This is a genomic window from Pseudomonas sp. BN415 (assembly GCF_029871195.1).
GTDB classification, from domain to species: Bacteria; Pseudomonadota; Gammaproteobacteria; order Pseudomonadales; family Pseudomonadaceae; genus Metapseudomonas; species Metapseudomonas resinovorans.
The window spans coordinates 12,682-29,539 of record NZ_SSOK01000038.1 but is presented as its reverse complement, the minus strand read 5'-3'; the positions used below and the strand labels follow the sequence as shown (position 1 = coordinate 29,539).

The 16,858-nt window shown below is 62.2% G+C and carries 19 protein-coding genes; 13 read left to right on the top strand and 6 right to left on the bottom strand.

Going from position 1 to position 16,858, the window contains the following annotated elements; genetic code table 11:
• Position 1: 1 nt before the first annotated feature.
• From rpmD to E8F20_RS10070, 10 genes are all read left to right on the top strand, one after another.
• A complete protein-coding gene (gene rpmD, locus E8F20_RS10115) occupies positions 2-178 on the top strand; it encodes a 50S ribosomal protein L30 (protein WP_016490545.1) in 177 nt (58 codons plus the stop codon).
• A 3-nt stretch (positions 179-181) separates the two neighbouring features.
• Positions 182-616 carry a 50S ribosomal protein L15 gene (gene rplO / locus E8F20_RS10110; protein ID WP_151131578.1) on the top strand — a complete coding sequence of 145 codons (435 nt, stop codon included), beginning with the start codon at positions 182-184 and terminating at the stop codon, positions 614-616.
• Positions 617-1,945 (top strand): preprotein translocase subunit SecY, encoded by a 1,329-nt coding sequence (gene secY / locus E8F20_RS10105; RefSeq protein ID WP_280283622.1) that lies wholly within the window; start codon positions 617-619, stop codon positions 1,943-1,945.
• Between the two features lie 30 nt (positions 1,946-1,975).
• Positions 1,976-2,092: a 50S ribosomal protein L36 gene (gene rpmJ / locus E8F20_RS10100; protein ID WP_003093693.1), complete on the top strand. Its 117-nt coding sequence runs from the start codon at positions 1,976-1,978 to the stop codon at positions 2,090-2,092.
• A gap of 132 nt (positions 2,093-2,224) precedes the next feature.
• A complete protein-coding gene (gene rpsM / locus E8F20_RS10095) occupies positions 2,225-2,581 on the top strand; it encodes a 30S ribosomal protein S13 (RefSeq protein ID WP_028629276.1) in 357 nt (118 codons plus the stop codon).
• A 30-nt stretch (positions 2,582-2,611) separates the two neighbouring features.
• On the top strand, positions 2,612-3,001 hold the full coding sequence (rpsK, locus tag E8F20_RS10090) for a 30S ribosomal protein S11 (protein ID WP_003093689.1): 390 nt from the start codon (positions 2,612-2,614) through the stop codon (positions 2,999-3,001).
• A gap of 16 nt (positions 3,002-3,017) precedes the next feature.
• Positions 3,018-3,638, top strand: a complete 621-nt coding sequence (gene rpsD / locus E8F20_RS10085; RefSeq protein ID WP_028629275.1) for a 30S ribosomal protein S4 — start codon at positions 3,018-3,020, stop codon at positions 3,636-3,638.
• A gap of 22 nt (positions 3,639-3,660) precedes the next feature.
• Positions 3,661-4,662: a DNA-directed RNA polymerase subunit alpha gene (rpoA, locus tag E8F20_RS10080; RefSeq protein ID WP_069081981.1), complete on the top strand. Its 1,002-nt coding sequence runs from the start codon at positions 3,661-3,663 to the stop codon at positions 4,660-4,662.
• A 44-nt stretch (positions 4,663-4,706) separates the two neighbouring features.
• Positions 4,707-5,096, top strand: coding sequence for a 50S ribosomal protein L17 (gene rplQ, locus E8F20_RS10075; RefSeq protein WP_016490551.1), 390 nt, complete (start codon positions 4,707-4,709; stop codon positions 5,094-5,096).
• Positions 5,097-5,270: 174 nt separating this feature from the next.
• The gene (locus tag E8F20_RS10070) at positions 5,271-6,110 is read left to right on the top strand and encodes a catalase (RefSeq protein ID WP_280283621.1); all 840 of its coding nucleotides are present in this window, start codon (positions 5,271-5,273) and stop codon (positions 6,108-6,110) included.
• A gap of 70 nt (positions 6,111-6,180) precedes the next feature.
• Here E8F20_RS10070 and uvrA read toward each other — a convergent pair whose 3' ends face one another.
• Positions 6,181-9,015 carry an excinuclease ABC subunit UvrA gene (gene uvrA / locus E8F20_RS10065; protein WP_280283620.1) on the bottom strand — a complete coding sequence of 945 codons (2,835 nt, stop codon included), beginning with the start codon at positions 9,013-9,015 and terminating at the stop codon, positions 6,181-6,183.
• Between the two features lie 208 nt (positions 9,016-9,223).
• Between uvrA and E8F20_RS10060 the strand changes: the two genes are divergently transcribed.
• Positions 9,224-10,618 carry an MFS transporter gene (locus E8F20_RS10060; protein WP_280283619.1) on the top strand — a complete coding sequence of 465 codons (1,395 nt, stop codon included), beginning with the start codon at positions 9,224-9,226 and terminating at the stop codon, positions 10,616-10,618.
• Between the two features lie 9 nt (positions 10,619-10,627).
• Positions 10,628-11,113 (top strand): single-stranded DNA-binding protein, encoded by a 486-nt coding sequence (locus E8F20_RS10055; protein WP_044872677.1) that lies wholly within the window; start codon positions 10,628-10,630, stop codon positions 11,111-11,113.
• 58 nt (positions 11,114-11,171) lie between these two features.
• On the opposite strand, the gene E8F20_RS10050 is transcribed toward E8F20_RS10055, so the two are convergent.
• The gene (locus E8F20_RS10050) at positions 11,172-12,053 is read right to left on the bottom strand and encodes an aldose 1-epimerase (protein ID WP_280283618.1); all 882 of its coding nucleotides are present in this window, start codon (positions 12,051-12,053) and stop codon (positions 11,172-11,174) included.
• Between the two features lie 118 nt (positions 12,054-12,171).
• Here E8F20_RS10050 and E8F20_RS10045 point away from each other — a divergent pair, with 118 nt between their 5' ends.
• A complete protein-coding gene (locus tag E8F20_RS10045) occupies positions 12,172-12,924 on the top strand; it encodes a FadR/GntR family transcriptional regulator (protein WP_028629259.1) in 753 nt (250 codons plus the stop codon).
• 26 nt (positions 12,925-12,950) lie between these two features.
• Here the strand turns inward: E8F20_RS10045 and E8F20_RS10040 are convergent, their stop codons facing one another.
• From E8F20_RS10040 to E8F20_RS10025, 4 genes are all read right to left on the bottom strand, one after another.
• The gene (locus E8F20_RS10040; RefSeq protein WP_280283617.1) at positions 12,951-13,868 is read right to left on the bottom strand and encodes a DMT family transporter; all 918 of its coding nucleotides are present in this window, start codon (positions 13,866-13,868) and stop codon (positions 12,951-12,953) included.
• A 92-nt stretch (positions 13,869-13,960) separates the two neighbouring features.
• Positions 13,961-15,241 (bottom strand): TRAP transporter large permease, encoded by a 1,281-nt coding sequence (locus E8F20_RS10035; RefSeq protein WP_280283616.1) that lies wholly within the window; start codon positions 15,239-15,241, stop codon positions 13,961-13,963.
• Positions 15,242-15,769, bottom strand: coding sequence for a TRAP transporter small permease (locus E8F20_RS10030; RefSeq protein ID WP_280283615.1), 528 nt, complete (start codon positions 15,767-15,769; stop codon positions 15,242-15,244).
• A gap of 69 nt (positions 15,770-15,838) precedes the next feature.
• A complete protein-coding gene (locus E8F20_RS10025; RefSeq protein ID WP_028629255.1) occupies positions 15,839-16,810 on the bottom strand; it encodes a TRAP transporter substrate-binding protein in 972 nt (323 codons plus the stop codon).
• Positions 16,811-16,858: the final 48 nt, after the last annotated feature.

The window sequence follows — 16,858 nt, the reverse complement described above, 5'->3', positions numbered from 1 at the left end:
CATGGCAACTGTCAAAGTGACGCTGATCAAGAGCGTTAACGGCCGTCTGGCTAACCACAAGGCTTGCGTCAAGGGTCTCGGCCTGCGTCGCATTGGTCACACCGTAGAAGTTCAGGACACTCCTGAGAATCGCGGCATGATCAACAAGGCTTACTACCTTCTGCGTGTCGAGGGTTAATCCATGAAACTGAACGATCTGCGTTCCGCGCCGGGTGCCCGTCGCGAAAAGCACCGTCCGGGCCGTGGCATCGGTAGCGGTTTGGGTAAGACTGGTGGCCGCGGTCACAAAGGTCAGACCTCTCGCTCCGGTGGCACCATTGCTCCGGGCTTTGAAGGCGGTCAGCAGCCGCTGCACCGTCGTCTGCCGAAGTTTGGCTTCGTTTCCCTGAAAGCCATGGATCGCGCCGAAGTGCGTACTTCCGAGTTGGCCAAGGTCGAGGGCGATGTCATCACTCTGCAGGCGCTGAAGGATGCCAACGTGATTAACCAGAACGTACAGCGTGTGAAAGTCATGCTGTCCGGCGACGTTACTCGCGCGGTTACCCTGAAAGGTATCGCCGCCACCAAAGGTGCGCGTGCGGCTATCGAAGCAGCTGGCGGTAAGTTCGAGGACTAAATGGCTAAGCAAGGTGCTCTCTCCGCGCTCAGCAATGGCGGGTTGTCCGAGCTCTGGGCTCGACTGCGTTTCCTGTTCCTGGCGATCATCGTCTACCGGATCGGCGCGCACATTCCAGTGCCCGGCATCAACCCTGACCGGCTGGCCGAACTGTTCCGGCAGAACGAGGGGACCATTCTTAGCCTGTTCAACATGTTTTCCGGCGGCGCGCTGGAGCGCATGAGTATTTTTGCACTGGGGATCATGCCGTACATCTCGGCGTCGATCATCATGCAGCTCATGACCGCGATCAGTCCGCAGCTGGAGCAGTTGAAGAAGGAAGGTGAAGCTGGCCGTCGCAAGATCAGCCAGTACACCCGCTACGGCACTGTAGTCCTGGCGTTGGTCCAGGCCATCGGCATGTCCGTTGGCCTGGCCAGTCAGGGCGTCGCTTTCTCGACTGATTTCGGCTTCTACTTCGTGGCTGTCACCACCTTCGTGGCTGGTGCGATGTTCATGATGTGGCTTGGCGAGCAGATCACTGAGCGCGGTGTTGGCAACGGTATCTCGATGCTGATTTTTGCTGGCATCGTGGCCGGTCTGCCGAGCGCAGTCGGGCAGTCTTTCGAGTCTGCGCGTCAGGGTGATATCAATATTTTTGCCCTGGTTGCGATCGGTTTGCTGGCAGTGGCGATCATCGGTTTCGTGGTGTTCATTGAGCGTGGCCAGCGTCGCATTGCGGTGCACTACGCGAAGCGCCAGCAAGGCCGCAAGGTCTTCGCTGCGCAGACCAGCCACCTGCCGCTGAAGGTGAACATGGCCGGCGTCATTCCGGCTATCTTCGCCAGCAGCATCCTGCTGTTCCCGGCCTCGCTGGGAGCCTGGTTCGGTCAGTCTGAAAGCATGGGCTGGCTGCAGGACCTCTCGCAGGCGATCGCTCCTGGTCAGCCGTTGAACATTTTGCTGTTTAGTGCAGGGATTGTATTCTTCTGCTTCTTCTACACAGCGCTGATGTTCAACCCGAAAGACGTGGCGGAGAACCTGAAGAAGTCCGGTGCCTTTATTCCGGGCATCCGTCCGGGCGAGCAGTCGGCGCGCTATATCGATGGCGTACTGACCCGCTTGACCATGTTCGGTGCTCTGTACATGACGGCCGTTTGCCTGCTGCCCCAGTTCCTGGTGGTTGCAGCGAATGTACCGTTCTACCTTGGCGGGACCTCGTTGCTGATCGTTGTTGTGGTTGTGATGGACTTTATGGCCCAAGTACAATCCCACCTCGTTTCGCACCAGTACGAATCCCTGATGAAGAAAGCCAACCTGAAGGGCTACGGCAGCGGAATGCTCCGCTGATCCGGTTCCGTAAGGTTCTAGGAGTTACTGATGAAAGTTCGTGCATCGGTGAAAAAGCTGTGCCGCAACTGCAAGATCATCCGTCGCGACGGTATCGTTCGCGTGATCTGCAGCGCGGAACCGCGTCACAAGCAGCGCCAAGGCTGAGTGTGATTCACGCGTTATGAGCCCGGCAGCTAGTGCGCTGCCGGGTTGATTATTTGTTTTTACAGCGCTAATATCTCGCGCCCTTTTCTTGGCTTCCGGGGCGTAGGTAGCTGTCAACTGGAGTTTCACTGAATGGCCCGTATTGCAGGCGTCAACATTCCAGATAACAAGCACACTGTTATCTCGCTGACCTACATCTACGGTGTTGGTCGCACCACTGCGCAGAACATCTGCGCTGTCACCGGCGTTAACCCGGCGGCAAAGATCAAGGATCTCTCTGACGAGCAGATCGAACAGCTGCGTGGCGAAGTAGCGAAGCTCACCACTGAAGGTGATCTGCGTCGCGAAATCAACATGAACATCAAGCGTCTGATGGACCTGGGCTGCTACCGCGGTCTGCGTCATCGTCGCGGTCTGCCTGTTCATGGCCAGCGCACCAAGACCAACGCGCGTACCCGTAAGGGCCCGCGTAAGCCGATCCGCAAGTAATTGCGCCCGCGAATCGACAGGAATTAAGTCATGGCTAAGCCTGCTGCTCGTCCTCGTAAAAAAGTCAAAAAGACAGTGGTGGATGGGATCGCCCACATCCACGCTTCTTTCAACAACACCATCGTGACCATTACCGACCGTCAGGGTAACGCTCTGTCCTGGGCTACCTCCGGTGGTTCCGGTTTCCGCGGTTCCCGTAAGAGCACCCCGTTCGCTGCGCAGGTTGCAGCCGAGCGCGCTGGTCAAGCTGCTCTGGAATACGGCCTGAAGAACCTCGACGTGAACGTCAAGGGCCCGGGTCCGGGTCGCGAATCCGCTGTGCGTGCTCTGAACGCCTGCGGCTACAAGATCGCCAGCATCACCGACGTGACGCCCATCCCGCATAACGGGTGCCGTCCGCCGAAGAAGCGTCGCGTGTAATAGGAGACAGTGAGAAATGGCTCGTTACATTGGTCCCAAGTGCAAACTGTCCCGTCGTGAAGGTACCGACCTCTTCCTGAAGAGTGGTGCTCGCGCGCTCGAATCCAAGTGCAACATCGAATCCGCTCCCGGTCAGCACGGCGCCCGTCGTGGCCGTCTGTCCGACTACGGCACCCAGCTGCGTGAAAAGCAGAAAGTGCGCCGTATCTACGGTGTCCTGGAGCGCCAGTTCGGTAACTACTACAAAGAAGCTGCTGCCCGTAAAGGCGCTACCGGCGAAAACCTGCTGCAACTCCTCGAGTGCCGGCTGGACAACGTCGTGTATCGCATGGGCTTCGGCGCTACTCGTTCCGAGTCCCGTCAGCTGGTTTCCCACAAGGCCATCAGCGTAAACGGTCAGACCGTGAACGTTCCGTCCTACCAGGTCAAAGCTGGTGACGTGGTTGCCGTTCGCGAGAAGTCGAAGAACCAACTGCGTATCGTCCAAGCCCTCGAACTGTGCGGCCAGCGCGGCCGTGTGGAGTGGGTTGAGGTCGACGCAGAGAAGAAGTCCGGTGTGTTCAAGAGCGTGCCGGCTCGCAGCGATCTGTCCGCCGACATCAACGAAAACCTGATTGTCGAGCTCTACTCCAAGTAAGGGCTAGAAAATAGGTGCATCCATGCAGAGTTCGGTAAATGAGTTCCTGACCCCCCGCCACATTGATGTGCAGGTGGTCAGTCCGACCCGCGCCAAGATCACGCTCGAGCCTCTCGAGCGTGGGTTTGGCCATACCCTGGGCAACGCGCTGCGTCGCATCCTGTTGTCCTCCATGCCTGGCTGTGCAGTAGTCGAGGCCGAAATCGACGGCGTACTCCATGAGTACAGCGCCATCGAGGGTGTTCAGGAAGATGTCATCGAGATCCTTCTGAACCTCAAAGGTCTGGCTATCAAGCTGCACGGCCGCGACGAAGTAACGCTGAGCCTTTCGAAGAAAGGCTCGGGCGTGGTCACTGCTGCCGATATTCAGCTGGATCATGATGTCGAAATCGTCAACGGCGACCACGTGATCGCCAACCTGGCGGATAACGGCGTCCTGAACATGAAGCTCAAGGTGTCTCGCGGTCGTGGCTATGAGCCTGCCGACGCGCGCCAGAGCGACGAAGACGAGAGCCGCAGCATTGGTCGTCTGCAGCTCGACGCCTCGTTCAGCCCCGTCCGCCGTGTTGCCTACGTGGTTGAAAACGCCCGTGTGGAGCAGCGCACCAACCTGGACAAGCTGGTCATCGATCTGGAAACCAACGGCACCCTGGACCCTGAAGAGGCCATCCGTCGTGCCGCGACCATCCTGCAACACCAACTGGCTGCGTTCGTCGACCTCAAGGGCGACAGCGAGCCGGTAGTGGTGGAACAGGAAGACGAGATCGATCCGATCCTGCTTCGTCCGGTTGATGACCTCGAGCTGACCGTACGTTCGGCCAACTGCCTGAAGGCGGAGAACATCTACTACATCGGCGACCTGATTCAGCGCACCGAAGTAGAGCTGTTGAAGACTCCGAACCTGGGCAAGAAGTCCCTGACCGAGATCAAGGACGTCCTGGCCTCCCGTGGTCTGTCCCTCGGCATGCGCCTCGACAACTGGCCGCCGGCAAGTCTCAAGAAGGACGACAAGGCGACTGCCTGATCGTCGTAATCACCGAACGTAGAAGTTTGGTAAGGAATTGAACCATGCGTCATCGTAAAAGTGGCCGTCACCTCAGCCGCACCAGCGCACACCGCAAGGCCATGTTCCAGAACATGGCGGTGTCGCTGTTCGAGCACGAACTGATCAAAACCACCCTGCCCAAAGCCAAGGAACTGCGCCGCGTTGCCGAGCCGCTGATCACCCTGGCCAAGGAAGACAGCGTTGCCAACCGTCGTCTGGCTTTCGACCGTACTCGCTCGAAAGCTATCGTCGGCAAACTGTTCAACGATCTGGGCAAGCGCTATGCCAACCGTCAGGGCGGCTACCTGCGCATCCTCAAGTGCGGTTTCCGCGCTGGCGACAATGCTCCCATGGCTTACGTCGAACTGGTTGACCGTCCGGTCGCTGGTGAAGTCGAAGCTGCTGCCGAGTAAGTCGGTCGTTGCATGAAAAACCGGGCCTAGTGCCCGGTTTTTTTATGCCTGAATAGTTAGGTAATACCTATCGATTAGCGTTTCTTAATAAGCTGGATGTTTCATCTGGCTGAATCGATACTCATTCTTTTCCGGTGGGCCCGGAATCAGAAGGGCCCAAGATGGAGATGTTGCATGAGTCAGAAGCCCACCCTCACTACGACTGCTGGCAACCCGGTTGGCGATAATCAGAATTCCCTCAGCGCCGGCTCGCGCGGCCCATTGTTATTGCAGGACTACCACCTGATCGAAAAGCTGGCCCACCAGAACTGTCAGCGCATTCCGGAGCGTGTTGTGCACGCCAAGGGCTGGGGCGCCTATGGCACTCTGACCACCACCAACGACATCACCCGATACAGCAAGGCTTCGGTTTTCTCCGAAGTCGGAAACAAAACCGAAGTGCTCGCGCGCTTTTCGACCGTTGCCGGTGAGCTTGGCGCTGCCGACGCCGAGATCAAGCAGGCCGCGTTTTCGCCGTCGAACCTGGTCCCCGGCATCGTGCACTCGCCGGACAAGATGCTCCAGGCCCGTGTATTCAGCTATGCCGATGCGCATTGCTACCGCTTGGGCACTCACTATGAGGCGCTGCCGGTGAATGCGCCGAGGTGCCCGGTGCACCACTATCACAAGGACGGCGCGATGCGCTTCTTCTCCAACAATCCAAGTACGGATGCCTACTACGAGCCGAACTCCTTCGGTGGTCCAGCCCAGTCGGCGTCGTACGCAGAGCCGCCGCCGGCTATCGACGGCGCTGCCGATCGCTATGGCCAGCGCGAGGGCAGCGACGACTACAGCCAGCCCCGCGCGCTGTTCCTGCTGTTCGATGAAGGCCAGAAGCAGCGGCTGTTCGGCAACATCGCCGGGGCCATGGCTGGGGTTTGGCAGTTCATCGTTGAACGTCAGTTTGCGCACTTCGACAAGGTGCCGTCCGGACTATGGCAACGGCGTCCGTGCCGCGCGGAAGCTGCCAGATAACTCGCACCTCCCTGTAAAGGAAAAGGCCGGGCAGCAATGCCCGGCCTTTTCTCTTGTGCGGTCATCGGGATCAGGCGCGATCACGCTCCAACAGAGGCTTGAGGAATCGCCCGGTGTGCGATTGGGGCATATCCGCGACTTCCTCTGGCGTGCCGGTGGCAATGATCTGGCCACCCTTGGAGCCGCCTTCCGGACCCAGGTCCACCAGCCAGTCCGCAGTCTTGATCACGTCCAGATTGTGCTCGATGACCACCACAGTGTTGCCGTGATCGCGCAGGCGGTGCAGCACGTCCAGCAACTGCTGGATATCCGCGAAGTGGAGACCCGTGGTGGGCTCGTCGAGGATGTACAGCGTCTTGCCGGTGTCACGCTTGGAGAGCTCGCGGGACAGCTTCACCCGCTGCGCCTCGCCGCCTGAGAGGGTCGTCGCCGACTGTCCCAGGCGGATGTAGGACAGGCCTACGTCCATCAGGGTCTGCAGTTTGCGGGCGATGGCGGGAACCGCGTCGAAGAACTCGCGGGCCTCTTCGATCGTCATCTCCAGTACTTCGTGGATGCTCTTGCCTTTGTAGCGGATCTCCAGGGTCTCGCGGTTGTAGCGCTTGCCCTTGCAGACGTCGCAAGGGACGTAGATGTCTGGCAGGAAGTGCATCTCCACCTTGATCACGCCGTCGCCCTGGCAGGCTTCGCAGCGGCCGCCTTTGACGTTGAAGGAGAAACGTCCCGGGCCATAGCCGCGGGAGCGAGACTCCGGTACGCCGGCAAACAGCTCACGGATCGGTGTGAACAGTCCGGTGTAGGTCGCTGGGTTGGAACGCGGGGTGCGACCAATGGGGCTCTGATCGATGTCCACCACCTTGTCCAGATGCTGCAGGCCGTCGAAGCTCTCGTGGGACGAGGCCTCCAGCGAGGTAGCGCCATTCAGCGCGGTGGCGGTGATGGGGAACAGGGTGTTGTTGATCAGCGTCGACTTGCCCGAGCCGGACACGCCGGTGACGCAGGTCAGCAGACCCACTGGGATCTCCAGATTCACCTGCTGCAGATTGTTGCCGCTGGCGCCCTTCAGCTTGAGGGACTTCTTCTTGTCCCGCGGAGTCCTGTTGGCGGGCACTTCGATCTTCACCCGGCCGGACAGGTACTTGCCGGTGAGGGAATTCGGGTGCGCCATCACTTCGTCCGGCGTGCCTTCGGCGACGATCTGTCCGCCGTGTACGCCGGCCCCCGGACCGATGTCCACTACATAGTCGGCCAGGCGGATCGCGTCCTCATCGTGTTCGACCACGATCACCGTGTTGCCCAGGTTGCGCAGGTGAGTGAGGGTGGCCAGCAGGCGCTCGTTGTCCCGTTGATGAAGGCCGATGGAAGGTTCGTCGAGGATGTACATCACCCCCACCAGGCCGGCGCCGATCTGGCTGGCCAGACGGATACGCTGGGCTTCACCGCCTGAGAGGGTGTCGGCGCTGCGGTCCAGGGTCAGGTAGTCGAGGCCGACGTTGACCAGGAATTGCAGGCGCTCGCGGATCTCCTTGAGGATCTTCTCGGCGATTTCGCCGCGCCGACCGGTCAGGCTCAATCCGCCGAAGTAGGCCGCGGCATCGCCCACCGGCAGGCCGGTAACCGCCGGCAGGGTTTTGTCGCCAACCCACACATGGCGCGCCTCGCGGCGCAGGCGGGTACCGCGGCAGTCGGGGCAGGGCTGGGTGCTGAGGAACTTTGCCAGCTCTTCGCGCACGGTGGCCGATTCAGTTTCGCGGTAGCGGCGCTCCAGGTTGGGGATAATCCCCTCGAAGGGATGGGAACGCTTGACGATGTCGCCACGGTCATTGAGGTAGCGGAAGTCCACATCCTCGCGACCGCTGCCGAAGAGGATCGCTTTCTGGTGTTCGGCGGAGAGCTCGTCGAAGGGCTTCTCCAGGCTGAACCCATAGTGCGAGGCCAGGGATCCGAGCATCTGGAAGTAGTAGACGTTGCGGCGGTCCCAGCCGCGAATGGCGCCTTCGGCGAGGGTCAGCTCGCCGTTGACCAGGCGCTTGGCGTCGAAGAACTGCTTCACCCCGAGGCCGTCGCAGGTGGGGCAGGCGCCGGCCGGGTTGTTGAAGGAGAACAGCTTGGGCTCCAGCTCGCTGATCGAGTGCCCGCAATGGGGGCAGGCGAAGCGCGCGGAGAAAATGATCTCATCGCCTACTTCGTCATCCATGGGTGCCACCAGGGCGATGCCGTCCGCCAGGTTGATGGCCGTCTCGAAGGATTCCGCCAGGCGCTGCTGCAGGTCTTCCCGGACCTTGAAGCGGTCCACCACCACATCGATGGAATGCTTTTTCTGCTTGTCCAGCTTGGGTAGCTCATCCAGCTCATAGAGTCGGCCGTTCACCCGTGCACGGACAAAGCCCTGGGCACGCAGCTCTTCGAACACCGCCAGGTGCTCGCCCTTGCGCTCGCGGATCACCGGTGCCAGCAGCATCAGTTTGCGGCCCTCGGGCAGGGCCAGGACCTGGTCGACCATCTGGCTGACGGTCTGGGCTTCCAGCGGCACGTCGTGGTCCGGGCAGCGTGGCGTACCGACGCGGGCATAGAGCAGGCGCAGGTAGTCGTAGATCTCGGTAATGGTTCCGACGGTGGAGCGGGGGTTGTGGGAGGTGGATTTCTGTTCGATGGAGATGGCCGGCGAGAGTCCCTCGATGGTGTCTACATCGGGCTTTTCCATCATCGACAGGAACTGCCGGGCGTATGCCGACAGGGACTCCACATAACGGCGCTGGCCTTCGGCATAGAGGGTGTCGAAAGCCAGCGACGACTTGCCGGAGCCGGACAGGCCGGTAATTACGATCAACTTGTCGCGGGGCAGGGTGAGGTCGACGTTCTTCAGGTTGTGGGTACGTGCCCCACGGATCAGGATCTTGTCCACAACGGCCTCACTTGGCGGTCGGAAACCGCCGATTATACGGCCCGCCAAGGGAGCGCGGCAAAGCGTCACAAGCGTGTCGCAATCCGCGGGGACTGCTAGAATGCGCGGCATTTTTCGGGCTCCGGCGGCAGCCGGGCACCCAGGACCGGGTGGTCAGCCAGGCAGGGGCGCATGACGCTGGCCCCGATCGTTATTCCCTGAGGCACCTATGCACGATTCCCACTCTGAACGTATGAGCGGCAGCGAAACGCGCGCGGCCAGCGGCCTGGCCCTGGTATTCGCCTTCCGCATGCTCGGCATGTTCATGGTATTGCCGGTGCTGGCCACCTACGGTCAGGACCTCGCCGGCGCCACACCGGCCCTGATCGGCCTCGCCATCGGTGCCTACGGCCTGACCCAGGCTGTGCTGCAGATACCCTTCGGCGTTATTTCCGACCGTATCGGCCGCCTGCCGGTGATCTACATCGGTCTGCTGATCTTCGCCGCCGGCGCCGTCGTGGCAGCCAATGCCGACTCCATCTGGGGTGTGATCGCCGGGCGTGTACTGCAGGGGGCTGGCGCCATCTCCGCGGCGGTCATGGCCCTGCTTTCCGACCTCACCCGCGAACAGCACCGGACCAAAGCCATGGCCATGATCGGCATGAGCATCGGCGTGTCCTTCGCCGTTGCCATGGTGGTCGGTCCGCTGCTGACGCGCGCTTTCGGCCTGTCCGGGCTGTTCTGGGCCACGGCCATCATGGCGCTGTTCGGGATCGTGATTATTGCCACCATGGTTCCGCGTGCAGCCCACCCGTTGCAGCACCGCGAATCCGGCGTGGCGGGCCAGGCATTGCTGCCCACCCTGAAGCATCCTGACCTGCTGCGCCTTGACTTCGGCATCCTCGCCCTGCACGCCATCCTCATGGCCAGCTTCGTTGCCTTGCCGCTGGCGCTGGTTGAAAAGGCTGGCCTGCCCAGGGACGAACACTGGTGGGTCTACCTCACTGCGTTGCTTGTGGGCTTCTTCGGCATGGTGCCTTTCATCATCTACGGCGAGAAAAAGCGCCAGATGAAGAAGGTCCTGGTCGGTGCGGTCGCCGTGCTCTGCGCCTGCGAGCTGTTCTTCTGGCAGTTCGGTGACAGTCTGCGCGCCCTGGTCTTCGGCGCCATCGTCTTCTTCACTGCCTTCAACCTGCTGGAAGCCTCGCTGCCGTCGCTGATCAGCAAGGTCGCTCCGGCCGGCGGCAAGGGCACCGCGATGGGCGTCTACTCGACCAGCCAGTTCCTCGGCGCGGCGATCGGCGGCATCCTCGGTGGCTGGTTGTTCCAGCATGGCGGGCTGTCGACGGTGTTCGTCGGCTGTGCGGTGGTCTGTGCGATTTGGCTGGCCATTGCTGTTACTATGCGTGAACCTCCGTACGTGACCAGCCTGCGCCTGCCGCTCAGTGCAGCGGCCGTGGCCGATACCGGGCTGGTTGCGCGTTTGCTGGCTCTGCCCGGAGTGGCAGATGCCGTCGTGGTGGCCGAAGAGGCGGCCATTTACATCAAAGTGGATTCTGAAAAACTGGACCGCACGTCCCTGGAGCGCCTGATCGAATCGGCCCCGGAACGTGCTGAAGCCTAGGAGAACGTCATGGCCCGTGGGGTTAACAAAGTCATTCTGGTTGGTAACGTCGGTGGTGATCCGGAAACCCGCTACCTGCCCAACGGCAACGCGGTGACCAACGTCACCCTGGCCACCAGCGAGTCCTGGAAGGACAAGCAGACCGGCCAGCAGCAGGAGCGTACCGAGTGGCACCGCGTGGTGTTCTTCGGCCGTCTCGCCGAGATCGCCGGTGAGTACCTGCGCAAGGGCTCGCAAGTCTACGTCGAAGGTTCCCTGCGTACTCGCGAGTGGGAAAAGGACGGCGTGAAGCGTTACACCACCGAGATCGTGGTCGACATCAATGGCCAGATGCAGCTGCTCGGCGGCCGTCCCGGCAGCGAAGGCGACGCCCCGCGTGCTCCGCGCCCGCAGCGCGAGCCGCAGCAGTCCGCCCCGCAGCAGCGCCCGGCCCCGCAGCCCGCTGCCCAGCCGGCGCCGGACTACGACAGCTTCGACGACGACATCCCGTTCTGAGTCGAATCGCGTAAGCGAACAGACAAAGGCGCAGCCCCCGGGCTGCGCCTTTTTCGTTTCAGGCGCCCCTGTATGGGCTGACTGCCATGCGCCAGGTGATCGCCAGCGATTCACCGGCAGCCAGCAGGCGCAGCCCCGGACGGCCTTCCAGGTGGTGGGCATTGACCGGATGGGTCACCGGTTCGAAGCAGAAGAAGTCTTGTCCCTGCGGGCAGAACAGCAAGAAGGTCTCGCAACCGCTGGCGCTGCAGTCCAGCCGGTAGCCGAGGTCTGGCTGGAGGATGCTGCATTGCCCTGGCCAGTCGCTGAAGCCGTTGTCCACAGGGGTATCCGGCAGTGCTGCAGCGGTTGTGAAGTTCCACTGGGGTGGCAGGGCGACCTGCGCCGTGGGCAACTTGTCGTCGCCGCATAGCCAGGCCGACTCTGCCCGTGCCTGCAATCCTGTGCCTGCCGTGCGCGGAAAGTAGGGGTGCAGGCCGAGTCCATGCCAGGTGGGGCGGTCGTCCCGGTGGACGACCTGCAGTCGTATCTCCAGGCAGCCTTCGTCCAGGCGGAACAACTGTTCGGTCTGGTAGGCAAAGGGTTGCCGGCTCTCCAGCCCCAGGCGAATCAATCCGTCGCGCTGCTCCAGCAGGGACCAGGGCTGCTGCCAGGCGCTGCCATGGATCGGGTAGGGATCGGTAGCCGTATTCGGTTCCAGGGTCAGCCAGCCGCCCGGCAGGGCAAAGCCGCCCTTGCCGATGCGGTTGGACCAGGGTGCCAGCGGGTAGCAACCCAGGTGTCGAGGCGTACCGGCGGCCAGGGCGTGGGCATCGGCAGGCCGCAGCAATGGCTGGCCATTCTCCAACAATTGCCAGTTGGCAATGGCGCCACCCAGCTCTGGAGCCAGTGTCAGCCGGGTGAGGCGGTCTTCGAGTGTGAGCAGGGGGATGGTCGTCATCTGCTTACCGGGATGTAGGACTGAGTGGAAAGGCCCGGGCGTCGCTGCAGATGAGTGTCATCGTACAACCTGCTGGGCTATGATGGGCAATCAGTTTCCGCCGAGATCGAGAGTCGACATGGACAACCCAAGCGCCCAGCAGCGCCCGCGCCGCAAGCACCGCAGCCTGGCCCAGGAGCTGGTGAGCGAACTCTCCCAGCAGATCCAGGACGGTGTGATCAAGCGGGGTGAAAAGCTGCCCACCGAGTCGGCCATCATGGAGGCCCAGGGCGTCAGCCGCACGGTGGTGCGGGAGGCCATCTCGCGCCTGCAGGCGGCAGGCCTGGTGGAGACCCGTCACGGCATTGGCACCTTCGTGCTGGATACGCCGAGCCCCATGGGTTTTCGTATCGATCCGGCGACCATCGTCACCCTGCGTGATGTCGTGGCCATCCTCGAGCTGCGCATCAGTCTCGAGGTCGAATCCGCTGGCCTCGCTGCCCAGCGGCGTTCGGCAGAGCAGTTGGCCGCCATGCGCGAGGCGCTGGACACCTTCCACAAAGCCGCCCATCGCACCGATGCAGTGGCCTCGGACTTCCAGTTCCACCTGCAGATCGCCCTGGCCACTGGCAACCGCTACTTCACCGACATCATGACCCACCTGGGTACCAGCATCATTCCGCGGACCCGGCTCAATTCGGCGCGCATCGCCCACGATGATCAGCAGCACTACCTCGCCCGGCTGAGCCGCGAACACGAAGAAATCTACGAAGCCATCGCCCGCCAGGACGCCGAAGCGGCCCGTGCGGCCATGCGCCTGCACCTGACCAACAGCCGCGAACGGCTGCGCCAGGCCCATGAAGAGGCTGAGCGGGAACAGCAGGAAGCCTGATCCATCCGCCTGGGCGAGCATGGCGCTCAGGCAGCCTTCCGATAGGTCAGCAGCACGATACCGGTGACGACTATTGCACCGCCGAGCAGCTGCATTCCGCTCAATACCTGATCCAACAGTACCCAGCCGAACAGCAGCGTGGCGATGGGTTCCACGTTCATCACCGGAGCATTCTGTGGCATGTTCAGGCGCGGCACGCTGACGAACAGTACCGAGAATGCGCTGCCGTAGAGCAGTACCAGGATGCCCAGCGCGGTCCAGCCCGTGCTGCTGGCGGGTGTTGTCATCCCGCCCGGTACCAGCCCGCTCAAGCCGGCAACGGCCATGCTGCAGAACACGATCATCAGCGTCAGCATGCTGCGTACCGGACCGCGTAGGGCGGCCAGCTTGTGGTCGGTTATCCACAGCGCACAGGCAAAGGCACAGGCCGCGCAAAAGGCCAGCGTCACCCCCTGCGACCATTGCGCACCGGCGCCTCCGGCTGCGCCCAGGCGCGCCGGAACGTCGAGGGCGAAGACCAGGCCGAGCAGGATCAGCCCCATCAGCGATGCGTTGCGCCGCGTCGGCGCGCCGCCACCGAGGGCCCAGGTGAGCAGGGCCAGGACAATTGGAAAGGTGTTGCCCACCAGCAGCGCCAGGGCCACCGGGATGCGTGCCACTGCCGAGTAAAGGCACAGACTCTGGGTCGCGATCAGCAGTCCCAACAGCAGTTGCCAGCGACGGGTTCCGGCCGGCAGGCCTAGGGGCTGGCGCTGCCACAGCACGATGCCGGTCAGCACCAGCATGGCCACGCCTGAGCGGCAGAGAATCGCCAGCAGCAATCCGGTGTTGTCGTCGAAGGCGATGCGGGCGGCGATGTGGTTACCCGCGAAGGCGCAGGCCAGCAAGGCCAGGAGCGGGACGGCAATGTGCCGTGGGAACAAGGTGGGCATGGCGGCAGGCATGGCAACGGTCCGTGTGGTGAGTCTCCGGACGACGCAGGGCCGTTCTTCTGGAGGAGGAAAGGCGGGCCGCAGTGGCGGCCCGCCGGGGTGGATCAGAGCACGACGCTCGGCAGCCAGAGGGAAATGGCGGGAATGTAGGTGACCGCCATCAGCACCATGAACAGCGCCGCATAGAAAGGCAGCAGCGCCTTCACCGTGCTCTCGATGCTGACCTTGCCGATGGCCGAGCCGACAAAGAGTACCGCACCCACTGGCGGAGTGATCAGGCCGATGCCCAGGTTCACCAGCATGATCATGCCGAAGTGCACCGGGTCGACGCCGATGTCGACGATCACCGGCATCAGGATCGGGGTGAGGATGAGGATCAGCGGCGCCATGTCCATCACCGTGCCCAGCAGCAGCAGCATGGCGTTGATGGACATGAGGATCACGTAGCGGTTATCCGACAGGGTCAGGAACAGCGTGGTGATCTTCGCGGGGATCTGCATCAGCGTCATGATGTAGCCGAAGCTGGCGGCGAAGGCGATGAGGATCATCACGATGGAGATGGTCCGCACCGTGCGGTGCATCAGCTTGGGCAGGTCGCGCCACTTGTAGTCGCGGTAGATGAACATGGTCACGAAGAACGACCAGACCACCGCGATGGCTGCCGACTCGGTGGCGGTGAATACCCCGGAGAGAATGCCGCCGAGGATGATCACCATCGCCATTAGGCCCCAGAGCGCTTCACCCGCGATCTTCAGCGCCTGGCGCAGCGGGATGACCTCGCCTTTGGGGTAGTTGCGTTTCTTCGCGAAGATCAGGCATAGCACCATCATCACCGCGGAGAGCAGCAGGCCCGGCATCACCCCGGCCATGAACAGTGCGCCGATGGAGACGGTGCCGCCGGCAGCGAGCGAGTAGAGCACCGAGTTGTGGCTGGGCGGCGTCAGCAGGGCTTGCACCGACCCGCTTACGGTCACTGCCGTGGAGAACTCACGCGGGTAGCCCTTGCGCTCCATTTCCGGGATCAGCACCGAGCCCACCGAGGCGGTGTCGGCGACCGAAGAGCCGGAGATGGCGCCGAAGAAGGTCGAGGCCATGATGTTGACCAGCGACAGGCCGCCGCGCACAAAGCCCACCAGCACCCCAGCGAAGGCCACCAGGCGCCGTGACATGCCACCCTCGGCCATGATGGCGCCGGCCAGCACGAAGAAGGGAATCGCCAGCAGGGAGAATTTATTAACGCCACCGGCGACCTGAATCATCATCGCCTGCAACGGGATGTCGATCCACCAGGCGCCGATCAGGGCGGACAGGCCCAAGGCATAGGCCACCGGCATGCCGAGGAGGATGAGCAGGATGAAACTGCCCAGGAGGATGAACGCATCCATTTACGCGGCTCCTTCGTTTTCTTCCACCAGGTCGAACTGCACCACGCGGCGGTGGCTCTGGTCGCCCAGCAGGAGCTTCTCGAGAACGAAAATCATGGTCAGCACGCCGCCAATGGGAATAGGGGCGTAGGTCATGCCTACCCGCAGGTCCGGGAGGGCGGCGACAAACTGGTTCCAGGTGGTGAGGCAGAGCTTGAAGCCCCAGACGGCCATGAACAGGCATATCAGCGCCATCAGCACCTGCACGAGTACCGAGACGAGCGGCTTCACGTGTGGTGGCAAACGATCGGTGACCATGCCCACCGCCATGTGCGCGCCGGCCCTGTAGCTGGCGGCGGCGCCGACGAAGGTGAAGACCACCATCAGCAGGATGGCGACCGGCTCGGGCCAGCTCGAGCCCGTGCCCAGCACGTAGCGGGCGAAGATGCCCCAGGGGATGATCAGCGACATGGTCAGGACCGACAGCCCCGCGACCCAGATGCAGGTCTTGTAAAGGCCGTCGTTGAAGCGCAAAAGGGTGTCTTTCATGGTGCGTCACCGACATCGCGGCGGAGCGCTGGCGCCCACCGCGATGTTCGTCAGAGTGTTGAGTCGGCGTTACTGGACTTCGGCGATGCGCTTCATCAGGTCAGCGTACTGCGCGCCGTACTTCTCCCGAACCGGTGCAGTGGCGTCAAAGAAGGGCTTCTTGTCGATGGCGATGAACTCCACGCCTGCGGCCTTGAGCTTTTCTTCGCTGGCGGCGGACTTGGCGTCCCACAGCGCGCGCTCTTCCATCTGCGCTTCGCGGGCCACCTTCTTCACCAGGGCCTGTTGCTCGGGGGTGAGCTTTTCCCAGGTGGTCTTGGACATCACTACCGGCTCGGGGAGGATCAGGTGGCCGGTGAGGGTGTAGTACTTGGCGTTCTGGAAGTGGTTGTGTTCCAGCATGGTCGGCGGGTTGTTCTCGGCACCATCGATGACGCCGGTCTGCAGGGCGCTGAAAATCTCGCCGGTATCCATGGCGATACCGTTGCCACCCATGGCGTTCATCATCTCGATGAACAGCGGGTTACCCATCACGCGGATCTTCTTGCCTTGCAGGTCCTGGATGCTGCGCACCGGCTCCTTGGTGTAGAGGTTGCGGGTGCCGCCATCCATCCAGGCCAGGGCCACCAGGTTGAATTCGGAGTGGGTGATCTTGTCGAGGATTTCCTGGCCGATCTCGCCGTCGATGATCTTGCGCATGTGCGCCTGATCGCGGAACACGAAGGGCATGTTGAAGACGTTCACGTCTGGTACGACCGGGCCGACGATGCCAAGGCTGACGCGGGCCATCTGGATGGCTCCGATCTGGAGTTGCTCGACCACTTCCTTCTCGGAGCCGAGCACGCCGCCGGCGAACATCTTGAAGGTGATTTCACCGTTGCTGGCTTCTTCCAGCTTCTTGCCCAGGTGCTGTTCGGCAACCACGGTCGGATACCCGGCCGGGTGGATCTCGGCGAACTTGATATCGAGGGCGTGTGCCGGCCCGGCCAGGCTGAAGGCGAAGGGCAGGGCGGCGAGGAGCAGCTTGCGTTTCAGGTTCATGATGAAACTCCGGTCTTGTTTTTGTTTGGTTTCGATCCAGCGAACTTC

Coding starts and splice junctions, on each gene's coding strand:
- rpmD (WP_016490545.1), top strand. CDS start 2: ATGGCAACTGTCAAAGTGACGCTGATCAAGAGCGTTAACGGCCGTCTG.
- rplO (WP_151131578.1), top strand. CDS start 182: ATGAAACTGAACGATCTGCGTTCCGCGCCGGGTGCCCGTCGCGAAAAG.
- secY (WP_280283622.1), top strand. CDS start 617: ATGGCTAAGCAAGGTGCTCTCTCCGCGCTCAGCAATGGCGGGTTGTCC.
- rpmJ (WP_003093693.1), top strand. CDS start 1,976: ATGAAAGTTCGTGCATCGGTGAAAAAGCTGTGCCGCAACTGCAAGATC.
- rpsM (WP_028629276.1), top strand. CDS start 2,225: ATGGCCCGTATTGCAGGCGTCAACATTCCAGATAACAAGCACACTGTT.
- rpsK (WP_003093689.1), top strand. CDS start 2,612: ATGGCTAAGCCTGCTGCTCGTCCTCGTAAAAAAGTCAAAAAGACAGTG.
- rpsD (WP_028629275.1), top strand. CDS start 3,018: ATGGCTCGTTACATTGGTCCCAAGTGCAAACTGTCCCGTCGTGAAGGT.
- rpoA (WP_069081981.1), top strand. CDS start 3,661: ATGCAGAGTTCGGTAAATGAGTTCCTGACCCCCCGCCACATTGATGTG.
- rplQ (WP_016490551.1), top strand. CDS start 4,707: ATGCGTCATCGTAAAAGTGGCCGTCACCTCAGCCGCACCAGCGCACAC.
- E8F20_RS10070 (WP_280283621.1), top strand. CDS start 5,271: ATGAGTCAGAAGCCCACCCTCACTACGACTGCTGGCAACCCGGTTGGC.
- E8F20_RS10060 (WP_280283619.1), top strand. CDS start 9,224: ATGCACGATTCCCACTCTGAACGTATGAGCGGCAGCGAAACGCGCGCG.
- E8F20_RS10055 (WP_044872677.1), top strand. CDS start 10,628: ATGGCCCGTGGGGTTAACAAAGTCATTCTGGTTGGTAACGTCGGTGGT.
- E8F20_RS10050 (WP_280283618.1), bottom strand. CDS start 12,053: ATGACGACCATCCCCCTGCTCACACTCGAAGACCGCCTCACCCGGCTG.
- E8F20_RS10045 (WP_028629259.1), top strand. CDS start 12,172: ATGGACAACCCAAGCGCCCAGCAGCGCCCGCGCCGCAAGCACCGCAGC.
- E8F20_RS10040 (WP_280283617.1), bottom strand. CDS start 13,868: ATGCCTGCCGCCATGCCCACCTTGTTCCCACGGCACATTGCCGTCCCG.
- E8F20_RS10035 (WP_280283616.1), bottom strand. CDS start 15,241: ATGGATGCGTTCATCCTCCTGGGCAGTTTCATCCTGCTCATCCTCCTC.
- E8F20_RS10030 (WP_280283615.1), bottom strand. CDS start 15,769: ATGAAAGACACCCTTTTGCGCTTCAACGACGGCCTTTACAAGACCTGC.
- E8F20_RS10025 (WP_028629255.1), bottom strand. CDS start 16,810: ATGAACCTGAAACGCAAGCTGCTCCTCGCCGCCCTGCCCTTCGCCTTC.